This window comes from Mucilaginibacter sp. P4_A11 (assembly GCF_056402535.1).
On sequence record NZ_JBFUHE010000008.1, the window covers coordinates 192,556 to 216,568 of the forward strand.

24 protein-coding genes and 1 pseudogene are annotated in these 24,013 nt (G+C 44.1%); 13 read left to right on the forward strand and 12 right to left on the reverse strand.

What is annotated here, in order from left to right; translation table 11 throughout:
- Nucleotides 1-115: 115 nt before the first annotated feature.
- Nucleotides 116-2,506, forward strand: coding sequence for a heavy metal translocating P-type ATPase (locus AC1DUD_RS17235; RefSeq protein ID WP_477376527.1), 2,391 nt, complete (start codon nt 116-118; stop codon nt 2,504-2,506).
- Nucleotides 2,503-2,658: a cbb3-type cytochrome oxidase assembly protein CcoS gene (gene ccoS, locus AC1DUD_RS17240; protein WP_477376529.1), complete on the forward strand. Its 156-nt coding sequence runs from the start codon at nt 2,503-2,505 to the stop codon at nt 2,656-2,658. Before AC1DUD_RS17235 ends, ccoS begins: the two co-directional genes overlap by 4 nt.
- Before the next feature lie 315 nt (nt 2,659-2,973).
- On the opposite strand, the gene AC1DUD_RS17245 is transcribed toward ccoS, so the two are convergent.
- The 4 genes from AC1DUD_RS17245 to AC1DUD_RS17260 form a co-directional block, all read right to left on the reverse strand.
- Entirely contained in the window at nt 2,974-4,026 is a 1,053-nt protein-coding gene (locus tag AC1DUD_RS17245; RefSeq protein WP_477376531.1) for a response regulator, read from the reverse strand.
- Nucleotides 4,023-5,210, reverse strand: coding sequence for a PAS domain-containing sensor histidine kinase (locus AC1DUD_RS17250; RefSeq protein ID WP_477376533.1), 1,188 nt, complete (start codon nt 5,208-5,210; stop codon nt 4,023-4,025). Before AC1DUD_RS17250 ends, AC1DUD_RS17245 begins: the two co-directional genes overlap by 4 nt.
- Nucleotides 5,211-5,343: 133 nt before the next feature.
- Entirely contained in the window at nt 5,344-5,760 is a 417-nt protein-coding gene (locus tag AC1DUD_RS17255; RefSeq protein WP_477376535.1) for a hypothetical protein, read from the reverse strand.
- Nucleotides 5,761-5,873: 113 nt separating this feature from the next.
- Nucleotides 5,874-6,566 (reverse strand): OmpW/AlkL family protein, encoded by a 693-nt coding sequence (locus AC1DUD_RS17260; RefSeq protein WP_477376537.1) that lies wholly within the window; start codon nt 6,564-6,566, stop codon nt 5,874-5,876.
- Nucleotides 6,567-6,797: 231 nt separating this feature from the next.
- On the opposite strand from AC1DUD_RS17260, the pseudogene queD reads away from it, so the two are divergent.
- From queD to AC1DUD_RS17290, 6 genes and pseudogenes are all read left to right on the forward strand, one after another.
- Nucleotides 6,798-7,154 (forward strand): annotated as a pseudogene (queD, locus tag AC1DUD_RS17265) (6-carboxytetrahydropterin synthase QueD).
- 152 nt (nt 7,155-7,306) lie between these two features.
- Nucleotides 7,307-8,164 (forward strand): universal stress protein, encoded by an 858-nt coding sequence (locus tag AC1DUD_RS17270; protein WP_477376539.1) that lies wholly within the window; start codon nt 7,307-7,309, stop codon nt 8,162-8,164.
- A 29-nt stretch (nt 8,165-8,193) separates the two neighbouring features.
- A complete protein-coding gene (locus tag AC1DUD_RS17275) occupies nt 8,194-8,709 on the forward strand; it encodes an alcohol dehydrogenase catalytic domain-containing protein (RefSeq protein ID WP_477376540.1) in 516 nt (171 codons plus the stop codon).
- A 39-nt stretch (nt 8,710-8,748) separates the two neighbouring features.
- On the forward strand, nt 8,749-8,880 hold the full coding sequence (locus AC1DUD_RS17280; RefSeq protein ID WP_477376542.1) for a zinc-binding dehydrogenase: 132 nt from the start codon (nt 8,749-8,751) through the stop codon (nt 8,878-8,880).
- A gap of 17 nt (nt 8,881-8,897) precedes the next feature.
- Entirely contained in the window at nt 8,898-9,230 is a 333-nt protein-coding gene (locus AC1DUD_RS17285; RefSeq protein ID WP_477376544.1) for a zinc-binding dehydrogenase, read from the forward strand.
- Nucleotides 9,231-9,329: 99 nt separating this feature from the next.
- On the forward strand, nt 9,330-10,472 hold the full coding sequence (locus AC1DUD_RS17290) for a C1 family peptidase (RefSeq protein ID WP_477376546.1): 1,143 nt from the start codon (nt 9,330-9,332) through the stop codon (nt 10,470-10,472).
- Nucleotides 10,473-10,539: 67 nt separating this feature from the next.
- Here AC1DUD_RS17290 and AC1DUD_RS17295 read toward each other — a convergent pair whose 3' ends face one another.
- Nucleotides 10,540-11,745, reverse strand: coding sequence for an acyltransferase family protein (locus AC1DUD_RS17295; RefSeq protein WP_477376548.1), 1,206 nt, complete (start codon nt 11,743-11,745; stop codon nt 10,540-10,542).
- Nucleotides 11,746-11,886: 141 nt separating this feature from the next.
- Between AC1DUD_RS17295 and AC1DUD_RS17300 the strand changes: the two genes are divergently transcribed.
- Together AC1DUD_RS17300 and gap are read left to right on the forward strand one after the other, a co-directional pair.
- On the forward strand, nt 11,887-12,936 hold the full coding sequence (locus AC1DUD_RS17300; RefSeq protein ID WP_477376550.1) for a GlxA family transcriptional regulator: 1,050 nt from the start codon (nt 11,887-11,889) through the stop codon (nt 12,934-12,936).
- A 134-nt stretch (nt 12,937-13,070) separates the two neighbouring features.
- Nucleotides 13,071-14,048, forward strand: a complete 978-nt coding sequence (gene gap, locus AC1DUD_RS17305; RefSeq protein WP_477376552.1) for a type I glyceraldehyde-3-phosphate dehydrogenase — start codon at nt 13,071-13,073, stop codon at nt 14,046-14,048.
- Between the two features lie 93 nt (nt 14,049-14,141).
- Here gap and AC1DUD_RS17310 read toward each other — a convergent pair whose 3' ends face one another.
- The 7 genes from AC1DUD_RS17310 to AC1DUD_RS17340 all read right to left on the reverse strand — a co-directional run bounded on the left by AC1DUD_RS17310 (nt 14,142) and on the right by AC1DUD_RS17340 (nt 19,600).
- A complete protein-coding gene (locus AC1DUD_RS17310; RefSeq protein ID WP_477376554.1) occupies nt 14,142-15,335 on the reverse strand; it encodes a winged helix-turn-helix domain-containing protein in 1,194 nt (397 codons plus the stop codon).
- A gap of 74 nt (nt 15,336-15,409) precedes the next feature.
- Nucleotides 15,410-16,678, reverse strand: coding sequence for an Hsp70 family protein (locus AC1DUD_RS17315; RefSeq protein ID WP_477376556.1), 1,269 nt, complete (start codon nt 16,676-16,678; stop codon nt 15,410-15,412).
- A 234-nt stretch (nt 16,679-16,912) separates the two neighbouring features.
- Entirely contained in the window at nt 16,913-17,197 is a 285-nt protein-coding gene (locus tag AC1DUD_RS17320; RefSeq protein ID WP_477376558.1) for a hypothetical protein, read from the reverse strand.
- A gap of 213 nt (nt 17,198-17,410) precedes the next feature.
- Complete coding sequence (locus tag AC1DUD_RS17325) at nt 17,411-17,839, reverse strand: MarR family winged helix-turn-helix transcriptional regulator (protein WP_477376560.1); 429 nt, start codon at nt 17,837-17,839, stop codon at nt 17,411-17,413.
- 4 nt (nt 17,840-17,843) lie between these two features.
- The gene (locus tag AC1DUD_RS17330; RefSeq protein ID WP_477376562.1) at nt 17,844-18,356 is read right to left on the reverse strand and encodes a GNAT family N-acetyltransferase; all 513 of its coding nucleotides are present in this window, start codon (nt 18,354-18,356) and stop codon (nt 17,844-17,846) included.
- A gap of 147 nt (nt 18,357-18,503) precedes the next feature.
- Nucleotides 18,504-18,740 (reverse strand): hypothetical protein, encoded by a 237-nt coding sequence (locus AC1DUD_RS17335; protein WP_477376564.1) that lies wholly within the window; start codon nt 18,738-18,740, stop codon nt 18,504-18,506.
- Between the two features lie 95 nt (nt 18,741-18,835).
- Nucleotides 18,836-19,600, reverse strand: coding sequence for a DUF6683 family protein (locus AC1DUD_RS17340; protein WP_477376566.1), 765 nt, complete (start codon nt 19,598-19,600; stop codon nt 18,836-18,838).
- A gap of 190 nt (nt 19,601-19,790) precedes the next feature.
- Here AC1DUD_RS17340 and AC1DUD_RS17345 point away from each other — a divergent pair, with 190 nt between their 5' ends.
- The 3 genes from AC1DUD_RS17345 (at nt 19,791) to AC1DUD_RS17355 (ending at nt 24,013) form a co-directional block, all read left to right on the forward strand.
- On the forward strand, nt 19,791-20,600 hold the full coding sequence (locus AC1DUD_RS17345; RefSeq protein WP_477376769.1) for an SDR family oxidoreductase: 810 nt from the start codon (nt 19,791-19,793) through the stop codon (nt 20,598-20,600).
- Nucleotides 20,601-20,609: 9 nt separating this feature from the next.
- Nucleotides 20,610-21,524, forward strand: a complete 915-nt coding sequence (locus tag AC1DUD_RS17350) for a helix-turn-helix domain-containing protein (protein WP_477376568.1) — start codon at nt 20,610-20,612, stop codon at nt 21,522-21,524.
- A 473-nt stretch (nt 21,525-21,997) separates the two neighbouring features.
- A complete protein-coding gene (locus AC1DUD_RS17355) occupies nt 21,998-24,013 on the forward strand; it encodes an alpha-amylase family protein (RefSeq protein WP_477376570.1) in 2,016 nt (671 codons plus the stop codon).

Below are 24,013 nucleotides of genomic sequence, written 5' to 3' on the forward strand. Positions count from 1 at the left end.
AAAACTATGTGGGGTGCAAGCTTCAAAAACTGACGGATATCACATTTTCGGCAATTGCTCGTCATTATTTATTCGGCATTTATAGGGCAGTTTTGAGCCTGAAAGCATACACAGCATGACCGGAAGCCCAACTATTGAAAAAATAAGCTGTTACCATTGCGGTGACGATTGTTTAACCAAAACCTATATACTGGACGATAAGCATTTTTGCTGCCACGGCTGTAAAAGTGTTTACCAGCTGCTGTCAGAAAGCCAGCTTTGCAACTATTACACTTATAATGATCATCCCGGCGCTACCCGTGCCCGGATCGACAGGCGTTTCGACTATCTGTCCGAACCATCTATAGTAAGCCAGCTTATCGACTATACCGATCAGCAGGTTACCATGGTTACTTTTTATATACCGCATATCCATTGCAGCTCATGCCTGTGGCTGCTGGAAAAGCTCAATAAAATCAATCCTGCCGTACATTATTGCCGGGTTGATTTTTTAAAAAAGCAGCTTAATATCCGCTTTGATCATCACCGGCAAAACCTGCAGCAACTGGTCGAGCTATTGTACGATATAGGCTATGAACCATTGATCAGCTTACAGGATGTTATTAAAGAACAAAATGCTGCCACTAAAGATCACCTGGTTCAAAAAATAGCGGTGGCCGGATTTTGCTTTGGCAATGTGATGCTGCTGAGCTTTCCAGAGTATTTTGGAATATCGGCGCATGAACAATCATTCAGGCATTTTTTTGGCTGGTTAAATGTGTTGTTTAGTTTGCCGGTGGTTTTTTACAGTGGCCGGGAATACTTTGTTTCGGCATGGCAAAACCTTCGCCGTAAATCGTTGAACATTGATTTTCCGCTGGCTTTGGGAATCGCGGTACTTTTTGTACGTACTGTTTTTGAAGTGATCACGCATACCGGGGCAGGCTTTGCCGATACACTCTGCGGGCTGGTGTTCTTCTTGCTGATAGGCAAATTTGTTCAAAAGAAAACCTATCATCATATCTCATTCGAGCGTGATTACCGTTCGTTTTTTCCGGTAGCGGTTAATACTATTGCCGATGAAAAGGAAAAACCTGTTCCGCTTTCAGATCTGCATACCGGGCATCGCATCCTGATCCGAAATAACGAGATCATCCCAGCCGACGCCATATTGTTGAAAGGACACGCACTTGTAGACTTCAGTTTTGTAACCGGTGAAGCCGTACCAATAAACAAAACCTGGGGCGAAATTATTTATGCAGGTGGCCGCCAAACCGGCGAAGCTATTGAGCTGGAAGTGGTAAAGCCTGTATCGCAAAGTTACCTCACCCAACTCTGGAACAACGAGGCCTTTAACCACAAGCAGGACAACCGGATGCAAACCTTTAACCAAAAGGTGAGCAAGTATTTTACCATTGTTTTATTGATGATAGCCACAGCCTCGCTACTGTTTTGGCTGCCAACCAATGTAAACAGGGGCATAGCCGCCTTTACAGCGGTGCTTATAGTTGCCTGCCCTTGTGCGCTGGCTTTGAGTACGCCATTCACCATGTCGGCAGCGCTAAACATTTTTGATCGGAACCTTTTCTACCTGAAAAATACCGCTGTTGTTGAACAAATGGCTGCTATCGATACAATTGTGATGGATAAAACGGGTACCATTACTACAAGCGATAATGATCATGTTCAGTTGAATGCCCAGTTAAGCGAAACAGACCGGGAACTGGTTTACAATGTTTGTATGCATTCCAATCACCCGCTAAGCAGAATGATATGCAGGTACCTTGGCAGCCACAAGCGTTTACCGATAACGGGCCTTACTGAAGCAGCAGGCCGGGGAATTACTGCTTCGGTGAACGGTCACCAGGTACGGATCGGGAGCGAACAGCATGTTTCAGGGTATAGCAGGGATACTTCGGCGGGTACTAAAGTTCATGTTTCGGTAGATGGTAATTATCGGGGATATTTTGCCTTTGCCCATCAATACCGCGAAGGGCTGAAAAATATCAACAACCTTGAGCAGGACTATAAATTATACCTTTTATCGGGCGACCAGGATCATGAACGCTTTGAGCTGATTCGTTTTTTTAAAACAACTGATAATCTGTTTTTTAACCAGTCGCCCCAGGATAAGCTTGATTTTATTGGCAAGCTTCAACAACAGGGCGCTAAGGTGATGATGATAGGCGATGGATTGAACGATGCGGGTGCGCTTAAACAAAGTGACCTGGGCATAGCCGTAACCGATAACGTAAACAACTTTTCCCCGGGCAGCGATGCCATTATGGATGGCCGGTCGTTTGGCAGGTTACCGGCATTTTTACAGTTTTCGAAAGATACGGTACGAATCATTCATGCATCTTTCCTGATCTCCCTAACCTATAATTTTATTGGTTTAAGCTATGCTGTCACCGGTAAGCTTTCGCCCTTGTTTGCGGCAATACTGATGCCGGTAAGTACGGTAACTATTATTTCGTTCACCAGTCTGGCCACACATTTCGCGGCTAAAAAAAGGCATTTATCATGAGCATCATTTATTTCCTGATAGGGTGCAGTGTAGTGCTTGCACTCATTTTCCTTATTGCATTTTTCTGGGCCCAACGGACCGGGCAAAACGAAGATCTGTATACGCCGTCGGTACGCATCTTGTTGGACGATTCGGAGGATAGCGATAGCTAACCAGCAATAAGAAAGACGCGCAGGCCCGACAATCACAATTAAAACAATTAAGGATTACGTAATCACATTAATGCTCATCAAAAAGAAAGTTTTAGGAAATCAATATTTAACCAATCTGATCCGCTCGTTACCTCCTGGTTTATGACCCGGCCGGTAAATCATAAACAAAATTAGAATATCATCTGACTCATCAGAACTTGCGATCTTAGCTGACAAATTGGCGAACGGTACCTATCAAAGTTTTTTTTGTTGCAAGTCATAGAAATTTGAGTTTCTATTCGGATCCTGTAGTCGCATCAACCTAAAAAGTGCTGGTCAGTTTCTCATTTTTGAAAGCCTGGTAATATCAAGCACAGTGATCATACTGCCTTTTTTATCTATAAGGCCCTCATCTTTAAAATCGGATAGGGTACGGCTTACCGTTTCTGTCGCCATGCCTGCCATAGCAGCCAGGTCTTCCCTTGATATTTTGAAGCTTTCGGTAGCGTCTGTGTATTGTTTATGAAGGCGCAGCATAGCCTCAGCCATCCTTTTTCTTACGGAGTGATAGGCCAGTTGCAGCAATTGTTCTTCCTTATCCCGGATATTATTGGCGAGCAACCTGATAAATTCGCGGCCAACTTCGGGGTATAAATTCAATAGCTCATCCAACTGGTCTTTAGGGATAAGGCATAGTAGACTGTCCTCCAATGCAGTGGCCGTTTCGCTATAGGTTTCGTTAGATAACAGCGAATGGATCCCCAGGTATTCATCAGCGGTATAAATTCCGGTCATCAGTTCGCGGCCGTCCTCGGCCATTTTTAAGGTTTTTATCCGGCCCTTGATCACTAAATAGAGTCCGTTCCCTTTATCTCCTTCATAATAAATGACCTGGTTTTTCTTAAACTGACGTGTCCTGCGTTCGTCAATGATGCGCTTTAGTTCAGCAAGGCCTTTGTTCTTAGAAAGCAGGAGGTTTAAATTATCCAGTGACTTGCTGTAAAATACCTGCTGGATCTCCTTTTTCTTGAGCCGGCTTTCAATGGCACTCAGCAGTTCCATGTCGTCAAATGGCTTGGTAAGGTAATCGTCAGCACCCATTTCCATGCCTTTGCGTAAGTCAACCCGCTCAGCTTTCGCAGTTAAAAATATAAAGGGAATAGCCGCGGTAACAGGGTTTTTATTCAGCATATACAGTACGCCATAACCATCAAGTTCGGGCATCATGATATCACACAAAATAACATCGGGAATATTTTTTACAGCCAGGTCAACCCCGGTGCGGCCATTATTTGCTTCAAATACGTTGTAGCCGGCAAGCTCCAGAATCTCCACTACGTTTTCGCGGATATCGTTGTTGTCTTCGATGATAAGTATCTTTTTGCTCATTGTTCGGGGAATGAAATGGTGAATATGGTGCCCTTATTAACGCTGCTTTTAAAAGCAACGCTGCCGTTCATGAGGCGGGCATAACGGGCAACAATGTTTAAACCTAAACCGGTACCGGGGATATTGCCGGTATTATGTGCTCTGAAGAAAGCTTCAAATAAATGTTTCTGATCAGTTTCAGGGATCCCTATGCCGTTATCTTTTATGGTAATGATACAGCCGTTTTTGCCTATCTCGGTATTAAATTCAATAAAAGTATTTTCGCCGGAGTATTTGATGGCGTTGGCAATGAGGTTGATAATGCAGTTTTTAAGCAGGTTCAAATCCAGATTAACCCTGCTGTTGCTGCCGGTATGCTGGTAAATAATATTCTGGTCTTTCTTGGCTATCAGCTGCATTTCCTCGGTAATTTCTTCGGCCAACTTTACCAGGTCAAACATAGTTAGCGAAGGTTCAACGCGCCCGGCTTCCAATTTTTCGTGCGAAAGGAAATCATTTAATATCGCGGTAAGGTTACCAACCGCGTTTTTGATCTTGTTTACATGTTTGCTGACATTGTTGTTTTGTAAATGCCCGGCATATTTTTCGATAAGTGAAGCGGAAAGCTGCACTGCACTTAAGGGCGTACGAAATTCATGCGAGGCCATCGATACAAAACGGCTTTTTAACTGCCCAAGTTCTTTTTCTTTTTCGAGCGAAATGCTGACTTCTTCTTTAGCCTGCTCAAGCTCTTTAACGGATAGTTGGAGCGATTGCGTGCGTTCCTGAACTTCTTCTTCCAGGTGGGATGCGTATTCTTTGAGCTGATCTTCAGCTTCTTTTTCGCGGCTTATATCATGTATAAAGCCGGTATATATTTTCCGGCCCGAGTATCTTACCTCGCTTACAGCAAGGCGGAAAGGAAAACGTGAACCGTCTTTCCGCAGACCGGTAACCTCGCGGCCTATACCTATAATATGCGCCCGCCCGGTGTTTTGATACCTGTTGATATATTCGTCGTGCTGCTGCTTATCGGGCGGGGGCATCAGTATGGATACATTTTTGCCCGTTACTTCGGCAGGAGAGTACTGAAATAATTTACATGCAGAAGGGTTGATCGATTCGATCAGCCCCCGTTCATCAATTGTTATGATACCATCAATAGCATTTTCGATGATCGCATTGAGCAATGCTGCACTTTCCATATTAAACCCATAGCCATCTTAACCGGCCAATCAAAGGTCATTACTTCGGAGAAAGCGGGGTATAATCACATTCAGTTTAAAAAGTGATATTGGTCATTTTTTGGATGAGGTTTTTATTTATGAACGAAGGGCTTTACACCCGTTCGGCAACGAAGTGATCAAATTTCTTTCTTAATTCATTTACTGCTTGTTGCTGTGCTATACATTCCTCATTTAAAAGGTCGAAGATCTTTAGGTTTTTTTCGATAGTGTGCTCATTTGCTATATCAAATGCCAGACTATTTTGGTTTTCGCGGACACGGTTTCTTAAGCTTTCGATATAGCTTTTGAGAGTATTTAACAGTCCGGTGAAATGCTCAGCTTTGCCTAAAATATAGCTATCCGTGTTTTCTTCTGCTATTTCATCCAGTTGTTCTTTTAACATGAATAGCTCAAAATGATAAAAATCAAGCTTCCGCAGCCATTCCTTGTGAAGAGGACTGGTTTGTTTTATATTGATTTGTTCCATGGCATAAGAGTAGCGATCGGCCTGTTTAAAAAAAATGACCATCGTCATTTTTTTTATTGACTGATATCATAAAGTGTATTTTGCTGTTAGCAGAAAAGCCAGGCTACAATTGCCCGGCTCCTTCAAAAATGCTGTTTTAAGGTTTGAACAGGATGTTACTTTATACGGTATCCAACCCCTATGCCTACTACCCACGGCCTGATCTTAACGTCGGCGTTAATGTTTTTTAGCACCGGCGCCAGCGACTGATTACCGGTAGGGGTGAGGTTTGCAGCGTTGACCGTGGCATTGGTATTTAGGAAAAGTTTTTTTAGATCGATATTCAGGAATACCGTTTTAGTGATGTCATAATCAATACCGGCCTGCGCCGCAAAAGAGAATTTATTTTGATAATCTATTGCCTGTACAACCGGGCCTTTATCGGCATTATAAAATATGGTATAATTTGCACCTGCGCCTATGTAGGGTTTAAACGCTGCACCTGTCGGCAAATGGTATTGCAAAGTTAAGGTTGGCGGTAATAACCAAACCTTGCCAAGATTGACATCGGCAGAGGAGCCGCCACCTATGGCCGTAAGATTTGAACCCTGTGTTTTTACTTTATGCTTTGAGGTACCAAGGATCAGTTCGGCAGAGAAGTTTTTGGCAAAGAAGTAGGTAATATCCAGCTCGGGTATATATGCGTTACTGATATTGATATCGCCGCCTATAACACCAATTTTGGCACTTTCCTGTGGTAATATACCTACCGCCCGCAGGCGGATATCCCACTCGTTTTTTTGCTGGGCAAAACTGTTTAATGTGCTAAACAGGCACATAGCCAATACACATAGTTTTAAAGTTTTCATAATATATGGATTTGAATTATGGCTCAAAACTATAGGCGGTGCATGACCGCTGCCATGATGGTAAACAGGCTGTTTGCTGATGCTTGTCATTGCCATAAAGGATAATAAAGCGATTAGGTGCAATGCCTTATCAAACAATGATCAAGGTTATTATCGTAAACGATTCCTGTCACGCATCCATCAATAAGTTTGGCCTAATCTTACAGCCTTACTATTTATCGAAACTTATTTATGATCATTTACCAACACTTTACATTTGATGCTGCCCATTTTTTACCACATGTACCTGATGGGCATAAATGCCGCAATCTGCATGGGCACACCTACCACCTAACCCTTTACATAGCCGGCGAAATATTAGAGAAAGAGGGCTGGATCCTGGATTTCTCTGATTTGTAAGCAATTGCCGCTCCGGTGATCGGCACGCTTGACCATACCTTATTAAATAATGTGGAAGGACTTGAAAACCCGACAGCCGAACTTCTGGCCGCTTGGATCTGGCAACAAATAAAACCTTTACTCCCAGGCCTGAAAAAGATAGAATTGAAAGAAACACCGGCATCGGGCGTAATATATGAGGGTGAATAAATAAAATCCCGGGCACTTAAATGTATATCTGGCTATTTGGTTGTCATACAGTTTGTTTTGGGTTTAGGGTCACTCAGAATGGTGACCGCAGTCATTATTTTCGAATGTAAAAACAGGCAGTTTTGTGGTATAAAACATTCAATACTCAAAACATGAAAACATTACTTGTTGCTACCGATTTTTCAGCTAATGCAAGGCATGCTGCTGAATATGGCTATAACCTGGCCAAACAGATCAAAGCTAACATCGTACTCTGTAATGCGGTTATTGTTCCTGCCGAAATGCCGCAATCGGGCACTATAGTATGGCCAATGGATGATCTTGAGCTGTTGCTGCTGGACAGTACTACCGGACTCGAAAGCTTAAAATCAGATTTAGAAACGGCTGCCGGTCAGGACGGATTCAAGCCCGAAATTACGCTCAAAAATGAATCGGGCATTGTGACTGATGTTGTAGAAAGCTATGTGGAAAGTCACCCGGTTGATTTGGTGGTAATGGGTACACATGGTGAAGGAATGAGCAGTTTTTTATTAGGCAACCACAGCAAAAATATGATTGAAGCCACTACCAAACCCTTGATGCTCATCTCGCCCGAAACGCGGTTCGCGCAGCTTAAAAAAATAGCATTTGCAACAGATTTTACCGATCCGAAAAATGATGTGGAGAGTTTGTTTCATTTGATACCCTTTGCCAAAACATTAGGCGCACAGATTTTACTGACCCATATTTATGATGGCGAAACAATACCGGAAGCGTTGAAAGAGACCATCGGCAATTTCATGACCGAAGTATCCAATAAAGCCAACTACCCGCATATCTATTATCGCAGCGTACGGAACAGCCAAATTGAGGCTGGTTTAAGCTGGCTATGTGAACATGGACAAGTTGATATGCTGGTGATGGTCCACCGGCCACATAGTTTCATCCACCGGTTATTGAAAAGCAGTCACAGTGAAAAAATGGCCGGACGTCTGGATATTCCTTTGTTGGTATTTCCTTCTGTAAAATAACAGGTTCCGATCATTTAAAAAAACAAAATATGCTGCCTAAGACAATGAAAGCCGCGGTGATCCACCAATTTGGACAGCCGCTGCAAATAGAAGAAATGCCGGTTAAAGAACCGGGCGAAAACCAAATATTAGTAAAAGTTGTGGCCTGCGGTGTATGCCATACCGACTTGCATGCCTGCGAAGGAGATTGGCCCGTAAAACCCAAAATGCCACTGATACCAGGCCACGAGGCTATCGGCTATGTAGCCGCGCTCGGCAGCAATGTAAAAAATGTTAAAGAAGGCGACGTTGTTGGAGTGCCATGGTTATACAGCGCCTGCGGTTGCTGCGAGTTTTGCATAACCGGCTGGGAAACGCTTTGCGATTCGCAACAGAACGGAGGGTATAGTGTGGATGGCGGTTTTGCAGAATATTTAATTGCCGACTCGCGTTACGTGGCCCATTTCCCGGCTAATGCCAATTTTATAGAGATGGCTCCTATCATTTGTGCAGGCGTTACGGTTTATAAAGGCATAAAAGAAACCGAAGCTAAGCCCGGCGAATAGATAGCTATTTCGGGTATTGGCGGTTTAGGGCACCTTGCTGTGCAGTATGCTAAAGCTATGGGCCTGCATGTGGCCGCTATTGATATCGCCGACGATAAGCTGCAATTGGCCAGGAATTTAGGGGGCGACTTAACGGTAAACGCCCGAAACAGGATCCCGGAGATTTTCTGAAAAAAGCTACCGGTGGTATGCATGGTGTATTGGTAACGGCGGTTTCACCTGTTGCCATTAGGCAAGGGATCTCGGTGTTAAGGAAGAAGGGCACCATATCCTTAAACGGTTTACCGAAGGGCGATTTCGAATTGCCGATTTTTGAATCGGTGCTTAACCGCTACACTGTTCGGGGGTCTATTGTAGGCACCAGGAAAGATATGCAGGAAGCCATTGAATTTGCGCTTGAGGGTAAAGTAAAAGCCACTGTTCATACTGCCAATCTGGATGATATTAACCAGGTGTTTGACAGGATGAAAGCAGGGGGAATTGAAGGCAGAACGGTATTGGATATAGCTAAACTTGGTTAGTAAATGCGAATGTCGAACGTGTTAAATTTTTCCGAAGTAGGTTAATTTGGTTTTTCTTTCATTAAATTGTTTGATACATTTATCCTTTCACGAAAAAGTATGAAACAAATAGCTTCATTTCTGGTACTTTCTGCCATTGCCGTAAAGGCATTTTCGCAGGAACCTACTATCAAGGTCAATCTTGACGTTACAAAACCGCAGTTTACTGTTGTTAAAAACAACCAGGCAACGCCGGTTAAAAACCAGGGTAACTCCGGGACCTGCTGGTGTTTTGCAACCACATCACTTGTTGAGAGCGAAATGCTTTCCAAAAAAGAAAAAGATCCAGACCTTTCTGAAGTTTACACGGTTTACAATTTATACATTGACAAGGCCGAGAAATACATTCGCAGGCGCGGTAATACACGTTTTACCGAAGGAGGCATTCAGCAGGACGTGTTGTTTTCTACCGATAATTTTGGTTCTGTGCCGCAGGAGGTTTATCCGGGCATCGGTCGCGATACGGTATTAAACCACGATGGCGAGATGGAGACCAAATTAAAAGCCTACCTGGATAATCTGCTGAAAAGCAATCCTGATACCATCCCGGCAAATTGGAAAGTGAATTTTAAATCAATTTTAAACGGCTACCTTGGGGAGCCGCCTGCAAGTTTCAGCTACAACGGAAAAACGTATACTCCCAAAAGCTACGCAGAGCAGTTTGTACCATCTAAACTTTCGGGCTATATTGGGCTTACATCTTTCAAACACCATCCTTATAACACAAGCTTTGCTATTGAGGTGCCTGATAATTACAATAGCAACATGTTTTATAATTTACCGCTAAATGAGTTTATAAAGAGCGTTAAAACGGCTGTAATGCAAGGCTATACCGTTGCCTGGGATGCCGATGTGAGTAACAAGGGCTTTCAGATGAAAAAGGGGCTTGCAAAATGGGTTGACAATGATGATGAGTTAAAAGATTTTGCAACTTTTGCAGAGAAGGTCCCAACGGCGGAGATCCGCCAGGACCTGTTTGACAGGCAAGTTACCCAGGATGATCACCTGATGCAAATAACCGGTATTGCTAAAGACAGCAAAGGCAACGAATACTTCGTGGTTAAAAACTCCTGGGGTACGGGGATAGGCCCGTTGGCAGGATACATTTATGTGAGCATGCCTTATTTTGCAATAAATACCATATCAGTAGTGGTAAATAAAAAAGCTATCTCCCCAACTTTGATAGCAAAAGCTGGCGAATAAGAATCTACAGTTTATTGCGGCAAGAGTATTTTGCCGCAATAAATTGTCTAATGACACTATCCGGCTTTCAGATTTTGATGTATATTTTTTGTTTGTACATCCAGTACAGGATCAGCCATAACAACAGCAGAGTTAAAGCGCCGCTGATGAGCGTGGCGTACGCTATTCCGAATATCTGGTTATAATGTGCCCCGAGATGTATGTACAGGTTATCGGTAATGTATTGCCGTAAACCGCCGTCAGACATCAGGTAGGCAGCGATAGAGTTCATCCCGATAACACTGAGAAAAAAAAATGGCTTTTTGTATTGTTTCAGATCAATGAGCCAATAAAACAGCGCGAGGAAGCCAAAGCAGATCCCGCCGCTGAAGATCACCCAGGCAGGTGTCCAGATCCTTTTTACAATAGGGTTGATATTGGTCAGTTGTAATAATATTCCAACTGCGGTGAGGCTGATGGCAGCGATCATAAAATACTTCAGCTTTTCTGTCGGCTTTTGATCATCCTTGAAAATTCCGCCTGCCAGTAGCCCGAGGATCATGGTACCCAAAGTGGGAATAAAGCTCAGTGTGGAGTAGCCGCCCTCATTATATTGGAATGGTTTACTACGCGGAAATAAATTGAGGAACCATCGGTCGGCCGCCCAGGCCAGGTTGGTGTTTTTATTCCAGTGGGCAGCAAAGCCCTGCAGGTTATGTTCCCAATTTGGGCTTACACCTGCGGATGTGTAGTCAAAGCCAGCCCCGGGTAATGGGTACAGGGCAAAGGCAAGCCAATAACCAACTAAAATGATAATAAGGGCTCCGATCTGTACTTTTCGTGAACAAAAGCCGAGCATGACGAGAAAAGTGTAACCGAGGCCTATCTGGGTAAGGGTATCTTCAAAAGTGTAATAGGTTTGATTTTTGCCTAATGATCGTAAAAAGAAACCAAGGAAAATCAGGATCAGCGAGCGGAGCAATGCATGACCAAGAAGCGCAGTGGCAGTTGCGCCTTTATTTTTCCTGGATGCCAGTGAAAACGGCAGTACAACACCCACTAAGAAACTGAATGAGGGCTGGATCATGTCATGAAGGCTGAGCCAGGTCCAGGGTACATGTGATTGGTTGAAGGCCAGCAACTGCCAGAATTTGCTATCGGGCAAAGCTGTCGCTACGCTTTGAAAGGAGAGTACTTCGCCCATCATCAGCAACATCACGAAGCCGCGGTAAACATCCACTGAAGCTATCCTGCCGCCAGGCGGGACCGGGTTTATAACCGTACTTTTTTCCATGATTGCGGCGTGAAATATTTGTTTTAAGGTATCATTCTTTAAGCTGATCTCCAAACGTTACAGCCTGGTACATATGTATGTGGCCTAATATGTATAGAATATGTCCTTTCAGACAAGTTGTGTAATGTTTAACTTTGGTTTATGACTAAGGATATGGAAGATAGTCGTTGTCAAAAAAAGAAGCAAATTGCAATTGTAACCATGGGGAGCACCATGCTGGTTGTTTTTGCAGGCCCTGCAGATGTGTTTTTTAACGCCAATAAGATATTGCGGGAATATGGTATTGATGCCGGATATGATGTAATGATTGTTGCAGCTACAGCAGAAAAACAACTGGATACCGGTATCGGTATGAGCCTGGTTTGCCAGCAAACTGCTATGGATATTAAAACCCCCATCGATACTTTGATCGTTGCCGGTAATGACAGCCGGGAATCAAGTCAGCCTGCCCTTCAAGATTTTTATACCTGGCTATCCGCAAGGAATGAAGGTAATACCAGGCGTATCGCTTCGGTTTGCGGAGGTGCTTTTGTACTGGCAAAAGCAGGGTTATTGAACGGACGCAAAGCTACCACGCATTGGGAACGCGCCGAAAAACTAAAGCGGGAATACCCGGAAGTAGAGGTAAACTGTGAACCAATGTTTACCCGGGATGGCAATATCTACACCGCAGCCGGCGGCTCTTCCGGGATAGATCTTGCCTTGGCCATGGTAGAACAGGATTATGGTAAGGAGATAGCGGGCCGTGTAGCTAAGTTGATAGTTTTTTATCTTAACAGGCCCGGTTACCAGGCACAGTTTGGTAATTTGCTTCCCGTTTATGATCCTATGCACATTGCTCAGAAAACGCAGACCTGGCTAAGCGAACACTTGCACGAAAAGCTGGATGTGAACCAGGTGGCAGAAAAAATGAACATGAGCACCAGGAACTTTACCCGCGTTTTTAGTAAACAAACCGGCATGCCGCCTGCAAGATTCATAGAAAAATTACGGGTGGAAACCGCCAGAAAATACCTGGAGGATACTGATATATCCATAGAAAGGATAGCCGAGCAATGCGGACTTGGCGGTTTGGTAAATATGCGCAGGACTTTTTTAAGGCACCTGATGACAACCCCGTCCGATTACAGACGCTCCTTCCGTACCTCATTGAATGGTTTCAAAACAGATACCCTGCAAATGAGAAACTAACTTAAGGCAATTCAACAACATTAGTGAAAAAGACCAGGCGATGCTAAATGACTTATTAGCGTTGAAGCACCCCTCGTGTCTTTATTTTTTAACAGATCGAAAAAAACAAATACAAACATCATAAATAATTAATCATGAAAATTGCAATCAATGGATTTGGCCGCATTGGGAGAATGACCCTGCGGGCTCTACAGGATAAATCTAATATAGAGGTTGTTGCCATCAACGATTTGACCGATATCACAACACTTGCTCACTTACTGAAGTACGATTCTGTTCACGGCAGGTTTCCCGGCGATATTGCTGTTGACGGCGACCATATAGTCGTTAACGGTAAACCAATTAAACTGATCAGCGAAAAAGATCCTGAAAAGCTGCCCTGGAAAGAATTAGAGGTAGAAGCGGTGATCGAATCAACAGGTCGTTTTACGAGCAAAGTTGCAGCAGAGGCGCATCTACGCGCGGGAGCTAAAAAAGTATTGATTACCGCGCCTGCCGGATCCGACGTTAAAACAATTGTACACGGTATCAATAATGAACTGATAGGGGGCGACCAGATCTATTCAACCGCCTCTTGCACTACCGGGGGCATTGCGCCCATACTGTATGTTCTGGATAAAGAATATGGTATCGAGTCGGGGTATATGGCTACTGTTCATGCTTTTACCTCTGACCAAAACCTGCAGGACCTTCCTCATCGCGATCTTCGCAGGGCCCGGGCAGCTTCTTTAAACATTATCCCCTCAACCACCGGCGCTGCAAAAGCCATCGGCGATGTATTGCCAAGTCTTAAAGGAAAACTTGACGGACATTCATACCGCGTGCCGGTGCCCGACGGGTCGATCGTTGATCTGTCTCTTAACCTGAAAAAGGAAGTGCCGGTTGCAGAGCTTAATGCTATCCTAAAGCATTATGCGGAAAACTCATTGAAAGGAATTTTAGAATATACAGAAGAACCATTGGTGTCATCTGATATTATCGGCAACCGGCATTCATCTATTATTGATGCTGCCATGAGCAGAAGTATCGGAAAAATGGCAAAAGTTGTTGCCTGGTATGATAACGAGGCAGGCATCTCTAACCGGATCTCAGAACTGGTATCGCTGATATAATTACCCGGAATCCCGAAAAACCGGGTACAATTTATGTAAGCTGCCGGTTATGAAAATGACCGGCAGCTTGTTGTATTAACCTGGCGGTAACATTTATGCAAAACCTTTCGTAATACTTTGCAGATAAACCTGGTTATTTGATTTTTTAAATTCAATATCCCGGCATTGGTTAAATTGCACAAATGCTTTCACTTCTGTTATAATTTTATCTATAGCGGTTTCATCCAACGCTACATCTTCGAAGTGCAGGTTATGAACAATCAGCAATTTTTGTTTCCTGTCGGCTTTGGCATCCATACGGGCAACAAATGTATCGCCTAACAATACCGGCAAGGAAAAATAGCCATACTTTCGTTTAGCGGCCGGTACAAAACATTCTATCTGGTAGTCAAAATCAAAAAAGTCCTTTAAGCGGTGCCGAAACACGTTCAGGATATCAAAGGGCGAAAGGATAAACGCATCCCCTGATAACTCGATGGTTGCAGGCTGATCGGGCAACATATAAAGCGGAGCACTCTTTAAACCATCTATCTGAGCAGTTACCAATTCACCTTCCACAACCATCCGGGCAAGCTCCTTTTTTACCAGGTTCCCTTTTACGTAACGGGCCCGCCAGGCTATCTCTTTAGCATAAGCAATACCTAATGCCCCCAGTGTGCGCCTGATCACAAAACGCGCATATTCTTCCGCTGATGGTATTGTAAGATCGGTGTCTACTGGTAGGAGGTTCATTGGCAGGTCATATACTTTATGAAAGCTTTTGTTTCGGGTGATCATCAGCTTACCATCCAGATATAGTCTTTCAAGGGCCACTTTAGCCGGCCGCCAGTCCCACCAGCCGGAGCTGGCTTCCAGCCGGTCGTTTTCAAAATCACCTACCATCAAGGGGCCTTCACGTTCTATGCGGTCCATCACCTGTGTCATCAAATTTATTTCCTGTTTGGCGGATGGTTTGTGGCGGTCGGTAAAAGCCTGTTTAACGGGCAGCGAAAACCGGAAATCATGTATCGGGATATAACCGGCATCGGAGGTGAAATATTCAAAAATACGACCTTCTGTAGTTAGCTCTGTCAGCCAGGCAGGTTCATAATCGGGCACACGAGCAGCGATCACGTGGTGATGCGCCCGCTCTACTACATAATTCGTATCAAGCTGGATAAAACCGAGGTGATCGATCAGCCGGTAAACGGCTTCAATGCCGGTCCCGAACTGCGCCTTCTGTGCGAGCCCTGCTGCGTGCAGGATGATCTTGCGGGCCTGTGATCTGGAAAGTGAAATAGGTTCCATACTGGCAAAATAATAAATATCCGGTTAATCAGGCTAAAGCAATTTTAGAAGTACTTAGATATTTAATAAGCTACTTAACCTTCAAACAGGTAACCGCTGTAAGCTAATCCTTTGGCCACACTTTGGAAATTATCTGCAGAAATAAGCCTGGTATGGGGGAACCTGTTTTTGAACAGTTTTTGAATACTGCCAACCATGGAAGTCCCGCCGGTTAAAAAAAGGCTGTCGATGTTTTTCGGTTGGATGTGATTTTGGGATAGAAAATCGTCGAGGTAATTAGAGATGCGGTTTACATCTTTCGCAATGATCTGTTCATAGTGGGTCAAGGGTATTTCTTCATCAATGCTGATATCCATTTTGCGATAACTGAACGTAGATGTATCCTCAGTAGTAAGCGTGATCTTTGTTTTTTCGATAGATTGAAATACAGAATACCCTAAATTGTTTTCGATCAGGGTGATCAGGTTCTTAAATTGCGGGTCGCGGCCCGAGAAATAATAGTAATCCTCAATATCTTTCTGAATACGCAGGCTGTTAAAGAAATTCATTTGTTCCCAGGAGCAAATATTGGCAAAAAGTGACTTGGGGACGGTGAGCACTTTGCCGGGCGTGGCCTCGTATTGGGTGTTTTTGCCAAAATACGGCGTGCCTTTCTCCCACATAAAGGCAGAGTCAAAACTGTCGCCTCCTATATAGATCCCTCCGTTGGCGAGGATATCGCTCGTGCGGTCTTTGTTGCCTGCTTTTTCAGGATCAAGTACCAGGTAAGTAAAATCAGTAGTACCCCCGCCGAGATCCGCCACCAGTACATGTTCTTTTTTTGCGAGGCTTTTTTCATAGGCGAAAGCCGCTCCAACAGGCTCAAACTGAAAACGGATTTCTTCAAAGCCGGCCAGCTCTGCTGCTTTACCAAGCCGGGTTTGTGCCAGGGTGTCTTTTTTAACGTTTTCATCGTCAAAAAAAACAGGCCTGCCAATAACGGCTTTCTGGCAATCCTGCCCGGTTAGCTCATCCGCGCGGCTTTTCAGCTCCTTTAAAATGATCGCTACCAGTTCTGAGGCATTGTACTTCTTGTTCTGGATACGGGTTTCGGTGAAACTACTCCTGGATAAGATCTGTTTAACTGATTTGATAAAGCGCCCTTTCATGTCATCCTCCAGGTAGGCCGAGATCGCCTGTTCGCCAACTACATAATTGGGGCTATTCCCGGGCCCTGTGTGCTGATAGAAATAAATGAGCGAAGGAATGATAATAGTACTGTATATTTCGTTCGTTTCTTCGTCGTAAATGGCGAGGGCTGAGTTGGTTGTTCCAAAATCAATGCCGTATAAAAATTTCTTCATAGCAGGGCTGGTAATGCGATAAAAATCTGCGGGCGGCGAAAGTATAAAAAAAGAGCGGCGGTGGCAAATTCTATTTAAACAGGACCAGAAAATGACCCGGTCTGCGGTGGTTTGAAGAGGATATAATAATGCCAGGACCTTATATCAAGGTGAAACGCATGCTATTGCAGGGATTATACTTCTTGCATTTTAAAAGCCGGGTATTGAAGTGAAACCTGAATTGATCTTACCTGTTCACGAGCCCGATTTCCAGATCTTGAAACAGTTTTCGTAAACGCCTTCTGCATCACGGATTATCAGTGACAGGTGCTCCTTACGTACCGGGAAATGCTGGTCGACCGAGCGGTAGATTTGCTGCAGCAGGTTGCCCAGGCGATGTTCTACTTCAAAACGGGAGATTGATACTACAATCTGATTGGCGGCAGCATGGACGGTACCGTCTGCTACCAGCTGGCTTTTGATCAGGCGTGCTACAGCCGAACCAAGATCGGCTATTTGGGAGAGTTCTAATGGGCTCATGTTCGGGGATTACAACAATAAAAATACACCCTTGTTTTAACCGGATGGCTACCGGCTTAAACAAATTTAATTTTTTTTCCGGCATATATGCAAGTGTTAAATAATTGATTATTTACAGTGCTGTTTGCGGGGAGTTGGCCCTTTTTGGCGGGGGGGCTGCCGGGCGAAAACTTAACGGAATTGTAGAGAAGATAAGGCGTAAGATGTTATATATTATCTTTCCAGCAAGGTAGCTATAGCTCTCATGTGTTGTACCAGTTCATCCAACTGGCTTACCGGCATAGCAGATATCAAAGCGGCTATTTGCTGGTTGGATGCATCATTCAGCTCATTAAAAACCTTTAAACCCTTGCCCGTTAATGAAAGCAGGGAAACGCGGGCATCCCCATCTGAGGGTTTCCTGGCTACCAGATCCTGCTTCTCGAACTTCTTCAGGATACGGCTCAGATAGCCTTTATCTATGCTCAGGTTGTGAATGATATCTGATGCGCTCAGCTGCTTAGCCGTAAAGATCTCATAAAGGATCCGGGCTTCGGCAAGCGAATAGTCGCTGTTAAGCAAGTGGTTATCAAGCAGGCCGATGAGATCGGTGTAGAACCGGTTGAAATTTCTTATCTCCTGAATATGTTTTTGAGTGTCCATATTTTTACAGATCTAACAACAAATCATAGCGTTGTTCTATCAGTTCCTTCCCGAAGGAGTTGGAAGGTTTTTCATCGCTAAGCTTAAATCCATACCTGGTGTACAGCGCGATTGCGGAATGCTGTTCTTCGGTTGTCCAGAGATAGGCCTTGCGGCAGGAACCTGATTTCATGAAGTCCAGGAACTCATTCATCAGCTTCTTACCTAAGCCGATGCCCCGGTATTCTGGCAAAAAGATAAAATAGCGCAATTGTACAGCGTCGCCTCTGTGCTGTGCTACCAAAAAACCAATGATCCTGTTTTCGTGCTCGCAGATCCATACGCTATCCTTAGCTTCGTCATATTCGTGGGCAAAATCCCTTAAGCCCTGTAATACATAGGCTTCAAATTCCAATCCGTACCCGCATTCCCTTGCGTAAAGATCGCCGTGAACATGTGCGATGTAGCCCAGGTCGCCGGGGTGAAGTTTGTTCCTGATCTTTATGGCCGACAGCTCCGGTTTTAATAAAGTGTTCATATATCTAATCGAATATTAGTTATTGCTATAGCTCCGGTTTGAAGCTATCACAAAACAAAGGATTTTGGTTGACTTTGTCAACTAAATATTATAAATAGACCGCTGTGCCTTTTGGGTAAGCGATAAGGATATATTATACTAATTTCATTAAGCGTGACCGTGCTGTGCGATATCTGTTAGTTCTTCGATATCGGTCCTGTGTTTTTTCTTTTTGAATTGCCGGTGTTTCAAATAGTCCTGCGGATACTCCGGCCGATGGGCTTCCTGTTCTGCTGCCTGGTTCCTGCGTAAATAAAGCCATATGCCGAAGCCGGCCAGTGCGCCGGTTATTGCCGCTGCTATCCACAGGCCGGTATGATCTTCTTTATTGAATGGGTTTTTCATAGAATATCGTTTATTGCTAAACACCGTCTGCCGCAATTTGGTTGTGAATTGTTAAAAAAGAAATTAATTATATTATCTGGAGAGGGCAGGGGCGTTTATTGGTTTGTTTTTGCAACAAACCCGTTTTGGCTCAGGGTATATTGGGTTACATCCATGCCGGTAAATTTGAGTGCAGCAGCCTTTGCGTTTTGCCGTAATTGTGAAAGGGCTTGCGGATTATTTTTTGTGGCCAGATCCTGATTGGCCAGGGTAATAAGTACAGCAATGTATGACATGGTTTCTCCTAATTCCTGGCGCTGGGCATCGTTAAAATCCCTGATCCCGGTGTTATTGCCCAACGAGGCCTGCATGTTTTTTTTGAAGATCCCGATACCCGCAGGGTAACGGGCCGCATCGCCACCCGTGGCAGCCTGCCAGGACAGAATGGTGAAAGCACAAACCACATCGCCTAAATTCCGGCTGTTAAAGCCATACTGTTTCAAAAGCTGATCGAATTTGTACAGGAAGTTGCCATTCGCCAGGACGTTTATATTAGGCTGTACCTTCGCTTGGTCGCCGCCTGCCATCATGGAGGCCAGGCCTTGCAGTACTTTGGTATGCACTGGTTCCGAAGAGGCAAAATTCAGTTCAGCCGGTTTACCGCTAACGGAGACATTCCAGCTGTTTTTGGTGTCGGCAGATCTGCTGCGGATGCCCCGTCCGATCGCGTTTTTGGTGGTCAGGAACATGGCGTTGTTGTATGCTCCCTGATAAATCAAGCCGTAATTACCTACCTGAGCGGCAACCGGGCTATACGATGTAAATAAGCCCGTTAACACAAACACCACGGGCAAAATAAAAGTCGTTTTAATTTCCTTCATGTGTGTAATTCGGTTTAAGTGTTAACGTGCAAAGAGTAAAACGGTTTTGAATCAATACTATATGCAGCTAACAGGACGGGCTTGCAGAATAAGCTTTATAAAACTGCCGTCAATTTGGAGACAAACAAACTCATTTTGGAAACATTAAGGCGAGCAGGCAAGTGCACCTTTGTGATATAAATTTTAACACATCATGAAAACCATATTTATTACAGGCGCTTCAACAGGTTTAGGTAAAGCCACCGCTAAATTATTTCATACACAAGGCTGGAACGTGATCGCTACCATGCGTAACCCGGAAAATGATACCGATTTGAAACAACTGGAAAACGTTACACTACTACCGCTGGACGTAACCGACACGGAACAGATTAAGGCAATAGTTGAAAAGGCGCTACAAATTAGCGATATCGATGTAGTGTTCAATAATGCAGGCTATGGGCTGATCGGTCCGATGGAGGCGTATACGGATGAACAGATCACTAAGCAGTTGAACACCAATTTGCTTGGCGTAATGCGTGTGACACAAGCTTTTATTCCATATTTCCGGGAACGAAAAAGTGGGTTATTTATCACTACAACTTCTATTGGTGGACTTTTGTCCTTTCCGCTATCTTCTATCTACCATGCAACAAAATGGGCGCTCGAAGGCTGGACTGAGAGCATGTCGTTCGAACTTGGTCTGTTCAATGTAGGCATCAAAACAGTAGCGCCGGGTGGTATCCTGACTGATTTTGGCGGCCGTTCTCTGGAGCCGGTTTCTCATCCTGCTTATGAAGCAGCATTGCAGAAACTGTTCGCGCTGTTCAATGGAGATAATTTTTCGACTGCTGAACAGATCGCTGCTGTTGTTTACGAAGCAGCTACGGATGGTAAAGACCAGGTGCGCTATGTAGCAGGTGAAGATGCCAACCGCCTTTATGACCGCCGCCTGGAGGTCGGTACGGAAGCCTTCCGCAAGGAACTGGGACAAATGATCTTTGAACACGGAAAACTGTAAATTAGCCTAATGAAAAAGATGAGCCTCGCCCCGGTACAGATCCATAGCATCAGTGAACTCCACAGGCTTATTGGCTTGCCGGGACCTATGCACCCGCTCATCAGCCTGATAGATAATACTAAGGTTGATGTTAGCCAGAAAAGCATACCAGATAGCTTTTTGTTGGATTTCTATAAGATATCTTACAAGAAAACAACGAAGGGCCGGATAGGCTACGGGCAAGGCTATTATGATTTTGACGAGGGCGGTTTGATCTTTACCGCCCCTCGTCAAATCATCCATTTTGATGACGACACCGAATATCACGGTTTTTCTATCCTCTTTCATCCTGATTTTCTGCGGAACTATCCGCTGGGCAAACAGATCGGTAAATACGGCTTTTTCTCCTACGATACCCATGAGGCCCTTCATCTTTCTGAAAAGGAAAAAACCATCATCCTCAATGTGATGATGCAGATAGGCGCGGAGTTGGAGAGCAATATCGACGACTTTAGCCACGACCTGATCATCTCCTATATGGAAGTGCTGCTGAATTACAGTAACCGTTTCTATAAACGCCAGTTCATCACCCGTAAAGCGGTGAACCATGATCTGCTTACAAAAATTGAAACGTTATTGAATACTTATTTTGATAACAGGCAGACATTAGAAAACGGTTTGCCGACTGTAGAATACCTGGCCGATCAACTGGCCCTTTCGCCCCGCTACCTGAGCGATATGCTGCGTTCGCTGACAGGACAGAGCGCCCAGCAGCACATTCATCAGAAACTGATAGATAAAGCCAAGGAATATTTAACAGCCACTGCTTTGTCTGTAGCGGAGATCGCTTATGAACTGGGGTTTGAACGTCCGCAATCTTTCAATAAACTATTCAAATCAAAAGCCAGTCTTTCACCATTGGAGTTTAGGCGGTCATTTAATTGATCCACCTCAAGGGGCTGTCATGCTTTTTTTATCACTGGCCTATAGCAAACCCTTCTTCTTCATTAAATAAACTTCTTTTGGGTATGGGAGCCGATCCGGGTTCTTTAGCACCAAAATCGCCGTTCGGGCAATATGTTGTAAGGACGGCTGTCTGAGTACACGGCGAAATATTGACGACGCTAAACACAAAGAGATGTACCATGAATCGCATACACCAACTTGGTGATCCGATTCCGGCATATTTAATACTGTGCAGGTAATCTATCCCTTCTCTGCTTGAAAGCAACTTGATGCAACCCCGTCATTGAAAAATGGCGCAAACGATTGTTTAGCCCAATAGCATAACATAAACACCTAATCTTCGTACTTAAAAGGTAAATGGCTTTCGATCGGCTTTTTAACTGTAGGCTATATTCTATATTTGTGTGCGCACACACTGATATCTGCTCACTGTTTTCTTATAATTTATAACCATGCTAAAAAAACTATTGTTTTTAATTTGCCTCAGCCTGGCAAGTGTTTCCAAGGCTCAAAATGTTTTTCTTGCAGATGTAAAACCGGGTAAAGCGGTTGCTTTGGCAAACAAGGGAACTGTGATTTTAAAAAACAATTACTTGTCTATGAAATGGCTTGCCGGCAAAAAAACAATTGCCATGAATGAATTTGTTGCACAGCGTAAGCAGATTGCTTTAAGAGATGCTCCCATTTTCGAGCTCGAGTTAAAGGATGGTACTGTAATTAACTCTGCTGACTTTGAATTGAGCACCCCATTAAAAATTGTTAATATAAAAGGCAATAGTGGGGCCGTGAAACTTTCAGAAAAGGAAGATGGGAAAGAAATTTTAGCCGGTTTTTCGAATGTGAAATATGGTATTCGTTTAAGGTGGGAGGCCATTTTAAAAGATAACTCCAATTACATCAGACAGGTTTTTACCTTTAATAGTGTCACGGATTCTTTAAAAGTTCGTAAATTAAAACTTATAAAACTCCCTGTAGAGGCGGGATTAAAGCCGTCAGGAATTGTTGATGGATCGCCAATAGTATCAAAGGATTTCTTTGTTGCATGTGAAAGCCCAATTAGTAAATATGAGACTAATGATGGGTGGGTAAACGGCTATATTGATCGGCAGGAGCCGACGCAGGATCTGACGGCGTCTACTGTTTGGGGAGTGGCATTACAGGGACAGTTACGCAGGGCGTTCCTTTATTACCTGGAACGGGAAAGGGCTGTGCCATACCGGCAAATGCTGCACTATAATTCGTGGTATGATTTATCATGGGCCGACCGCAAACTGACTGAAGCAGGCTGCCTGGACCGCATTCAGGCATTCGGTGACAGTCTTACCGCGAAACGTCATATTTCCTTAAATGCATTTTTGTTTGATGATGGCTGGGATGATAATCAAACGTTATGGCAAATAAGCAAAACCAATTTTCCTGCAGGCTTCGATAATATCAAAACACTGGCTGATAAATACGGTGCTTCATTGGGTGTGTGGATGTCACCCTGGGGGGGATATGAGCAGGCCAAGGAGCAAAGGCTGCAATATGGGCGGAAACAAAATCCGCCATTTGAAACAAACTCACACGGGTTTTCTCTATCAGGCGCCGTTTATTCAAACAGGTTTAAAGATGCCGCGGCAAGCTTTGTAACCAAATATGGTGTCTCGATGTTTAAATTTGATGGTGTTGGGGCAGGGGATAAATCAACCGGTGCAACTCCCGAATATCAAACGGATATGGAATCGCTGTTAAGCCTCGTGTCAACTTTGCGTGGGGTAAAACCAGATCTTTATTTTAGCCTGACCATAGGCACCTGGCCATCGCCCTTCTGGCTCAAATATGGCGATGTGATCTGGAGAAATGGCTGGGATACAAATACAGAGGGGCAAGGAGATAACAGGCAACAATGGCTTAATTATCGCGATGGCGAAGTATATAAAAACATTGTTCAACGCGCCTCCCTTTATCCGCTAAGTTCACTAATGTATCATGGGATTTGTATTGCAGACAATGGCGCACCTGCCAAATTTGACATGAGTGATAAAGATATTTCTGATGAGATCTGGTCGTTTTTTGGATCCGGAACAAGCTTGCAGGAATTGTATATTAATCCCCATAAATTAAACACCGCTAACTGGAATTGCCTGGCGGCGGCTATAAAATGGGCGCGGGAAAATGCTGATATCATGCCCGATACACATTGGGTAGGTGGCGACCCCTCAAAAGGAGATATTTATGGGTTTGCTTCATGGTCACCTAAAAAAGCTGTCCTAACTTTAAGAAACCCATCAAATAAAGCAAAAACCTTCCTTGTTGATACGCGTAAAGTTTTTGAATTGCCTTTGAATAGTAAGCCTGCTTATCTTTTTTATAATGCTAAACTTAGCAGCCGGGAAACTAAAAAACCTTTATTTAAAGGAGCTACTTATACAGTTACACTTGAGCCGTTTGAAGTGATGGTGCTGAATGCAATGCAGGCTCATTAA